Consider the following 6,388-nt stretch of genomic DNA (forward strand, 5'->3'; position numbering starts at 1 on the left):
CTCCTCACTTTTTTATTCCACCAAACCATGCTTCATGGCAAAACGCACTAATTCTGCTCGGTTGCTGGTTGAGGTTTTTCTTAATAAACTGCTAACGTACTTTTCCACTGTACGAGGACTCAGGTGTAACTGATGACCCATATCGGCATTAGACAGACCATGAGTCAATAACTCTAAGACTTCTTGTTCTCTATGAGTTAGGGGTGAGTGCAGATGGGATTTCTGAATTTGAGTAGACAGAGAATTATGGGCATCCGCCGCTTTTGTCGAGCCGGAAATGCCCAAACTCTCTTTATGAGAAAAACGATACTCCGATTGAATGATTTGCGATCGCTCCAAAAGATTGCGAATTGCTGCTGCTAATTCTTCCAGTTCAAAAGGCTTGGGTAAGTATAAATCGCACCCTGACTGGTAGCCCAAAATTCTTTCCTGGGTCTTAGTTCGGGCCGTTAATAAAATTACAGGCAATAACCGAAACACTGGTTGTTGACGCACCCGACGCACCAGTTCATAGCCATTCATCTGTGGCATTATAATATCCGTGACTATCAAATCAGGATGAGACTCATCCACCATAAACAAAGCCTCTTGACCGTTATTAGCCATGATTACTGAGTAGCCAGACAGTTCAAGATAGTCGCTCACAGACAGACGAGTGCCCAAATCATCATCCACTACAAGGATCGTCAAGGGCATGGACAATACACCCCTAGCATTTTTTTTACTCAGAAATTTGCTTCTACGTGCTTCATCAGCGAACACTAGTAAGAATAGTGTTCTTATGTCTCATACTATGACAGGATTAGCAGCTAATGACTGACTTTAGGGTTGATTTATAGAGAGAATCTTAAATCTTTCGTAAGGTTAACGGAGTGTAACTGCCTTTGACTGACTCTGCTTAGGAGGCATAGAGAGCTTCTTAATTTGTAATAACTCATTAATCAGGCAGAGCAGATTTTTATTATAGTATAAATTATTATTAATATTATCAGTAATTTACCAAAATATAAGTTAAGTAGCCATGATTGAAATAATTTTCTAGAGAAGAGTAGCGTCTCATAGCAATATACCCACAAAGGTACACTACAAACCTTTAATTATCTACGCCACTTACCAACTCTTTGGGAAACTTGAGGCAAAATTCTCCAAATTCTGGGTAAACCTCGAATTTAATCCATATCTGGTAACTTTAAGTTACCAGAAAACTCTTAATTATGAACTTAGAAAAGCTAAATTAGTGATATACAGTTCAATATTTATAGCGGTTATAATGAATACCCTATAATTCGCAAGACAATCCAAATAATTTTTTAGGTACATTTAAAGCGCACAAAATTATCAATGAGCGACAAGAACGAAGGTTACAAAGTTATTGCTGACAACCGTCAAGCCCGTTATTTGTATGAAATTCTGGAAACTTACGAAGCCGGAATTGAGTTGACAGGAACCGAGGTGAAGTCAATTCGTGCAGGTAAAGTCAATCTCCAAGATGGCTATGCTTTACTTCGCAATGGCGAAGCATGGTTAATCAATATTCATATCTCGCCCTATAACGCCAGCGGACAATATTTTAATCATGAACCACGGCGGACACGCAAGTTATTGTTGCATCGTCAAGAACTCCGCAAGCTAATTGGCAAGGTAGAACAGCAAGGGTTAACTTTAATCCCTTTGAAAATGTATCTCAAACGCGGCTGGGTAAAAGTGAGTATAGCCCTTGGCAAAGGTAAAAAGCTCCACGATAAGCGAGAAGACTTGAAACGACGAGAAGATCAGCGTGACATTCAACGGGCAATGAAAAGTTATTAACGTTCTTTTCGTATCAAGTCAGAAAAAGCTCTTGCTAGTCGCATTGGTAAAAGCTTGGGATATACGGGGAATTCTCAACGCCTCTGCGGTTTGTTAAGGAAGAATAAAACCGCAGAGACGCTGAGGGCACAGAGAAGTATGAGTGTCAAGATGTAACTAATATGAAGGGCATGGAAAAACTTAGACTCTTTTTTGATACTATTTAAGATCGGACTCTTTAAATATTGATTGACGTATGAGCAAAGGTACCCTGTTTGATAAAGTTTGGAACTTACACACCGTTGGTACACTTCCCTCTGGGCTGACGCAACTATTTATCGGGCTTCACTTAGTTCATGAAGTCACCAGTCCCCAGGCTTTTGCTATGTTACGCGAGAGGGGACTAAAAGTACTATTTCCAGAGCGTACCGTTGCTACAGTCGATCATATTGTGCCGACAGAAAATCAGGCACGTCCCTTTGCTGATGGTTTGGCAGAGGAAATGATTCAGGCGCTCGAAAATAATTGTCAAGAACATAACATAACTTTTTACAACATCGGTTCTGGTAGCCAGGGTATAGTTCACGTCATCGCTCCCGAACTCGGATTGACTCAGCCAGGAATGACGATCGCTTGTGGAGATAGCCACACATCGAGTCATGGGGCATTTGGTGCGATCGCATTTGGGATTGGTACTAGTCAAGTTCGGGATGTTCTTGCTGCTCAAACTCTCGCCCTCTCGAAACTGAAAGTCAAAAAAATTGAAGTTAACGGCAGTCTAAACCCAGGAGTTTATGCCAAAGATGTCATCCTACATATCATCCGCACCCTCGGCGTAAAAGGCGGCGTGGGCTATGCTTACGAATTTGCAGGTACGACATTTGAGCAAATGAACATGGAAGAGAGGATGACTGTCTGCAATATGGCCATCGAAGGCGGTGCTAGATGCGGCTATATTAATCCCGATGGAGTCACCTATGATTACCTCAAAGGTAGAGATTTTGCACCCATTGATGCAGATTGGGATAAAGCAGTAGCTTGGTGGGATTCCATCAAAAGCGATGCTGATGCCCAATATGATGATGTAGTCGTATTTGACGCTGCGGAAATTTCTCCTACTATTACCTGGGGAATTACTCCCGGTCAAGGTATCGGTATCAACCAGTCAGTGCCTCAGCCGGAAGAACTGCTGGAAGAAGACCGATTTATTGCCGAAGAAGCTTACCGCTACATGGATTTATATCCTGGTCAACCCATCAAAGGTACCAAAATAGATGTCTGCTTCATTGGTAGTTGTACCAACGGCAGAATTAGTGATTTACGGGAAGCTGCAAAAATCGCCAAAGGTCGCCACGTTGCGGAGGGAATCAAAGCTTTCGTTGTTCCCGGTTCTGAAAGGGTGAAGGAAGAGGCAGAAGCTGAAGGACTGGATAAAATCTTTCAGGAAGCCGGATTTGAATGGCGTGAACCGGGATGTTCCATGTGCTTGGCAATGAACCCCGATAAGCTACAAGGAAGACAAATCAGTGCATCCTCCTCTAACCGCAACTTTAAAGGAAGACAGGGATCATCCTCTGGTCGGACATTGTTAATGAGTCCGGCGATGGTCGCCACTGCTGCAATTAAAGGCGAAGTCTCTGATGTGCGCGAGTTGTTGTAATTTTTTGGTTATTTGTCATTGGTCATTTGTAGAAATTAACAGGCTGTCATTGAAATGATAGGTAAAGTTTATGGTGAGTGAAGTCAAAACAGTTTCAGGACGCGGTATACCCTTAGTGGGCAATGATATAGATACCGATCGCATTATTCCCGCACGATATTTGAAAGCCGTTACCTTTGATGGGTTAGGCGAAGGCGTGTTTATTGATGACCGGACAGCACTTAAAGGTGAACATCCCTTTGACCAACCCCAATATCAAGGGGCGAATATTTTAATAGTCAATAGAAATTTTGGCTGTGGTTCATCACGGGAACATGCACCCCAAGCGATCGCAAAATGGGGAATCCAAGCTTTAATCGGTGAAAGCTTCGCAGAAATCTTTTTTGGTAACTGTGTGGCAATGGGCATACCTTGTCTGACAGCCGATGCTGTCACTGTTAAACAACTGCAAGATTTAGTCGCTACTAATCCCCAAGCAGGTGTGACAGTCAATCTGGAAACCTTGCAAGTGCAAATTGGTGATTACACCGCTCCAGTTGCGATCGGTGAAGGTACTAGAAGCACATTCATTTCTGGGACTTGGGACGCTTGCGGTCAGTTGGTGGCCAATGCTGACAAAGTTCGGGCAACAGCTGCAAAATTACCTTATGTCGGTTGGGGCAATTTAGCAGCGAGTTAATGTTAATATTTTCTCCTTCCCTGGCTCTGCCGGGGAATAATGATTGATTCCCAAGACCTTGACTGTTCAATAGCTTTAAAATTTGTAGCGCTTATCCTGCATAGCTTAGAGCTTTAGTCATTATCTTCAGCCCTGAAATACTTGCTACGTAACAGGAGCATTGTCAAATTTATAATAAAGAACTTAGTGCTTTCACTAAAGTCTGATTTTGTTCATCAGTACCAACAGAGATCCGTAATTTATCATCTAGTCCAGGCTGCTTGAAGTAACGGATTAAAATTCCCCCTTCCTTCAGTTTTTGATAGAGATATTCCGCTTTTTTTTGTGGAGGGTGTACCAGCAAAAAGTTAGTTTGGGAATCCCAAACATGAAAACCTAATTGTTTTAAGTCTGTTGCCAACTGGTTCCGCGATGCTTTAATCTTTGCCACACAAGCATTTTTATAAACTTGATCGGTAATAGCAGCTGTACCAATTGCACAAGCGATCGCATCAATGTTATAGCTATCCTTCACCTTAAACAATCCCTGCAACAGTTTGGGATTCGCCACCCCAAACCCCAGGCGCAATCCAGCCAACGAGTAGCCCTTAGATAGAGTGCGAATTATGATGACATTTTCGTATTCCTCTACCAAAACTAATGCATTTTCTTCGGTAAAATCTATGTATGCTTCGTCAATCACTAAAACTCCAGATAACTGGCTGGCTAATTTTCGTAGCTCATTTGTTGTTACCAGATGGCCCGATGGACTATTCGGCGATGCAATGAATGTCACAGAACCATCCACAGCAACCAGTTCTTCCAAAGGTAAACTGTAGTCCTCGCTGTAGGGAATCTCAACAATTTCCGCAGCTTGCATTTCTGCTAATGTGCGATATAGGACATAAGTTGGCATCGGATAAACTACCTTCTTCCCAGGTTCTACACAGGCTCGAACGATCAGACCCAACAACTCGTCACTACCATTTCCGACAACGATCCAATCACTAGGAACTCCTAAAACTTTACTTGCAGCTTGCCGGAATTCCCCACCAAAAGGTTCTGGGTACCGCCGCAACCACTCGCCATCGATATTCTTTAGCACAGCTAGTGCCGCAGGGGAAGGGGGATAGGGGTTCTCATTGCTGTTAAGTTTAACTATCTGTGTACCGTGTTGAGGCTGCTCACCGGGAATGTAGCTAGCCATTGCATCAACGTTGGAGCGAAAGTATTTAGTCATAGGGCATTGGGTGTGTATCTTAAGCAAATTTGAACTCACAATTTCTGACAATATCGTTTTTTGTCGTTTACATCAAAAAATACGACTTTATAAATTACGAATGAGATATATTATTTTTTACAAACCCTATGGTGTTCTCAGCCAGTTTACAAAAGATGCTCCCACACATATCACCCTGAAAGATTATATTGATGTACCTGATGTGTATCCTGTGGGACGTTTAGACTGGGATAGTGAAGGGTTACTGCTGTTAACGAACGATGGGCAATTACAACATCGCCTCGCCCATCCGCGTTTTGGTCATAAACGTACTTACTGGGTACAGGTAGAGCGAATTCCAGATGCAGATGCTATACAAAGGTTGCAAACAGGTCTAGAAATTCAAGATTACCGCACTCAACCAGCAGAAGTGAGGCTCTTGCCAACAGAGCCACAGTTACCTGAACGTACCCCGCCGATTAGATTTCGCAAAAATGTACCTACAGCTTGGCTGGAAATGACTTTGACAGAGGGAAAAAACCGCCAAGTACGGCGCATGACTGCGGCTGTAGGGTTTCCAACTTTGCGGCTAGTCAGGGTTAGCATAGCCCACCTACAATTAGATGACCTACAATTGGGTGAATGGCGCGACCTCACCACATCTGAACTGCAATTTCTACATAATTTCGGTAAATCAAAAATTTTCCTTCCAACTCACCGTTCGCGTAATAGGATTTGACTAAGATTTTATCGAAACAGAATTCAGGAGTCAGGAGTCAGAATTCTGAATGAATTCTGTACGAATGGCGGATAGCGCAGCGTAAAGCCTACGGCATGGCTCGCTTAGAGCGAGTCATCGTTCGCGCTAGCGTCTCGTAGAGAGCGTCTTGATTCTGACTACTGTTAGCGGTAGCGGGGTGTTTGGCCCATTCTGACTACTGAATTCTTCTTCAACTATCAATTAGTTGTTGACCAAAAGAGTGGGATTCAAGCCCCGCCATGAGAGCGAAGCGGAGGGCGGCTTTGATTCTTAATATACTGCTTCAAGACTTCAATCGGCGCT

At 43.1% G+C, this 6,388-nt stretch carries 6 protein-coding genes; 4 read left to right on the forward strand and 2 right to left on the reverse strand.

Features of this window, described 5'->3' with window-relative positions; translation table 11 throughout:
• Window positions 1–12 precede the first annotated feature (12 nt).
• Window positions 13–696, reverse strand: a complete 684-nt coding sequence (locus V7K55_RS03585; protein ID WP_334828272.1) for a response regulator transcription factor — start codon at window positions 694–696, stop codon at window positions 13–15.
• Window positions 697–1,341: 645 nt separating this feature from the next.
• On the opposite strand from V7K55_RS03585, the gene smpB reads away from it, so the two are divergent.
• The 3 genes from smpB (at window position 1,342) to leuD (ending at window position 4,127) form a co-directional block, all read left to right on the forward strand.
• Window positions 1,342–1,809: an SsrA-binding protein SmpB gene (gene smpB / locus V7K55_RS03590; protein WP_094332194.1), complete on the forward strand. Its 468-nt coding sequence runs from the start codon at window positions 1,342–1,344 to the stop codon at window positions 1,807–1,809.
• 235 nt (window positions 1,810–2,044) lie between these two features.
• Window positions 2,045–3,448 carry a 3-isopropylmalate dehydratase large subunit gene (gene leuC / locus V7K55_RS03595; RefSeq protein WP_334828274.1) on the forward strand — a complete coding sequence of 468 codons (1,404 nt, stop codon included), beginning with the start codon at window positions 2,045–2,047 and terminating at the stop codon, window positions 3,446–3,448.
• Between the two features lie 70 nt (window positions 3,449–3,518).
• Entirely contained in the window at window positions 3,519–4,127 is a 609-nt protein-coding gene (leuD, locus tag V7K55_RS03600) for a 3-isopropylmalate dehydratase small subunit (RefSeq protein WP_334828276.1), read from the forward strand.
• Window positions 4,128–4,296: 169 nt separating this feature from the next.
• Here the strand turns inward: leuD and hisC are convergent, their stop codons facing one another.
• A complete protein-coding gene (gene hisC, locus V7K55_RS03605) occupies window positions 4,297–5,346 on the reverse strand; it encodes a histidinol-phosphate transaminase (RefSeq protein WP_334828278.1) in 1,050 nt (349 codons plus the stop codon).
• Window positions 5,347–5,446: 100 nt separating this feature from the next.
• On the opposite strand from hisC, the gene V7K55_RS03610 reads away from it, so the two are divergent.
• On the forward strand, window positions 5,447–6,064 hold the full coding sequence (locus V7K55_RS03610) for an rRNA large subunit pseudouridine synthase E (RefSeq protein WP_334828280.1): 618 nt from the start codon (window positions 5,447–5,449) through the stop codon (window positions 6,062–6,064).
• The last annotated feature ends 324 nt before the right edge of the window (window positions 6,065–6,388 follow it).

The organism is Nostoc sp., from assembly GCF_036919895.1.
In the GTDB taxonomy this organism is placed as follows: Bacteria; Cyanobacteriota; Cyanobacteriia; order Cyanobacteriales; family Nostocaceae; genus Nostoc.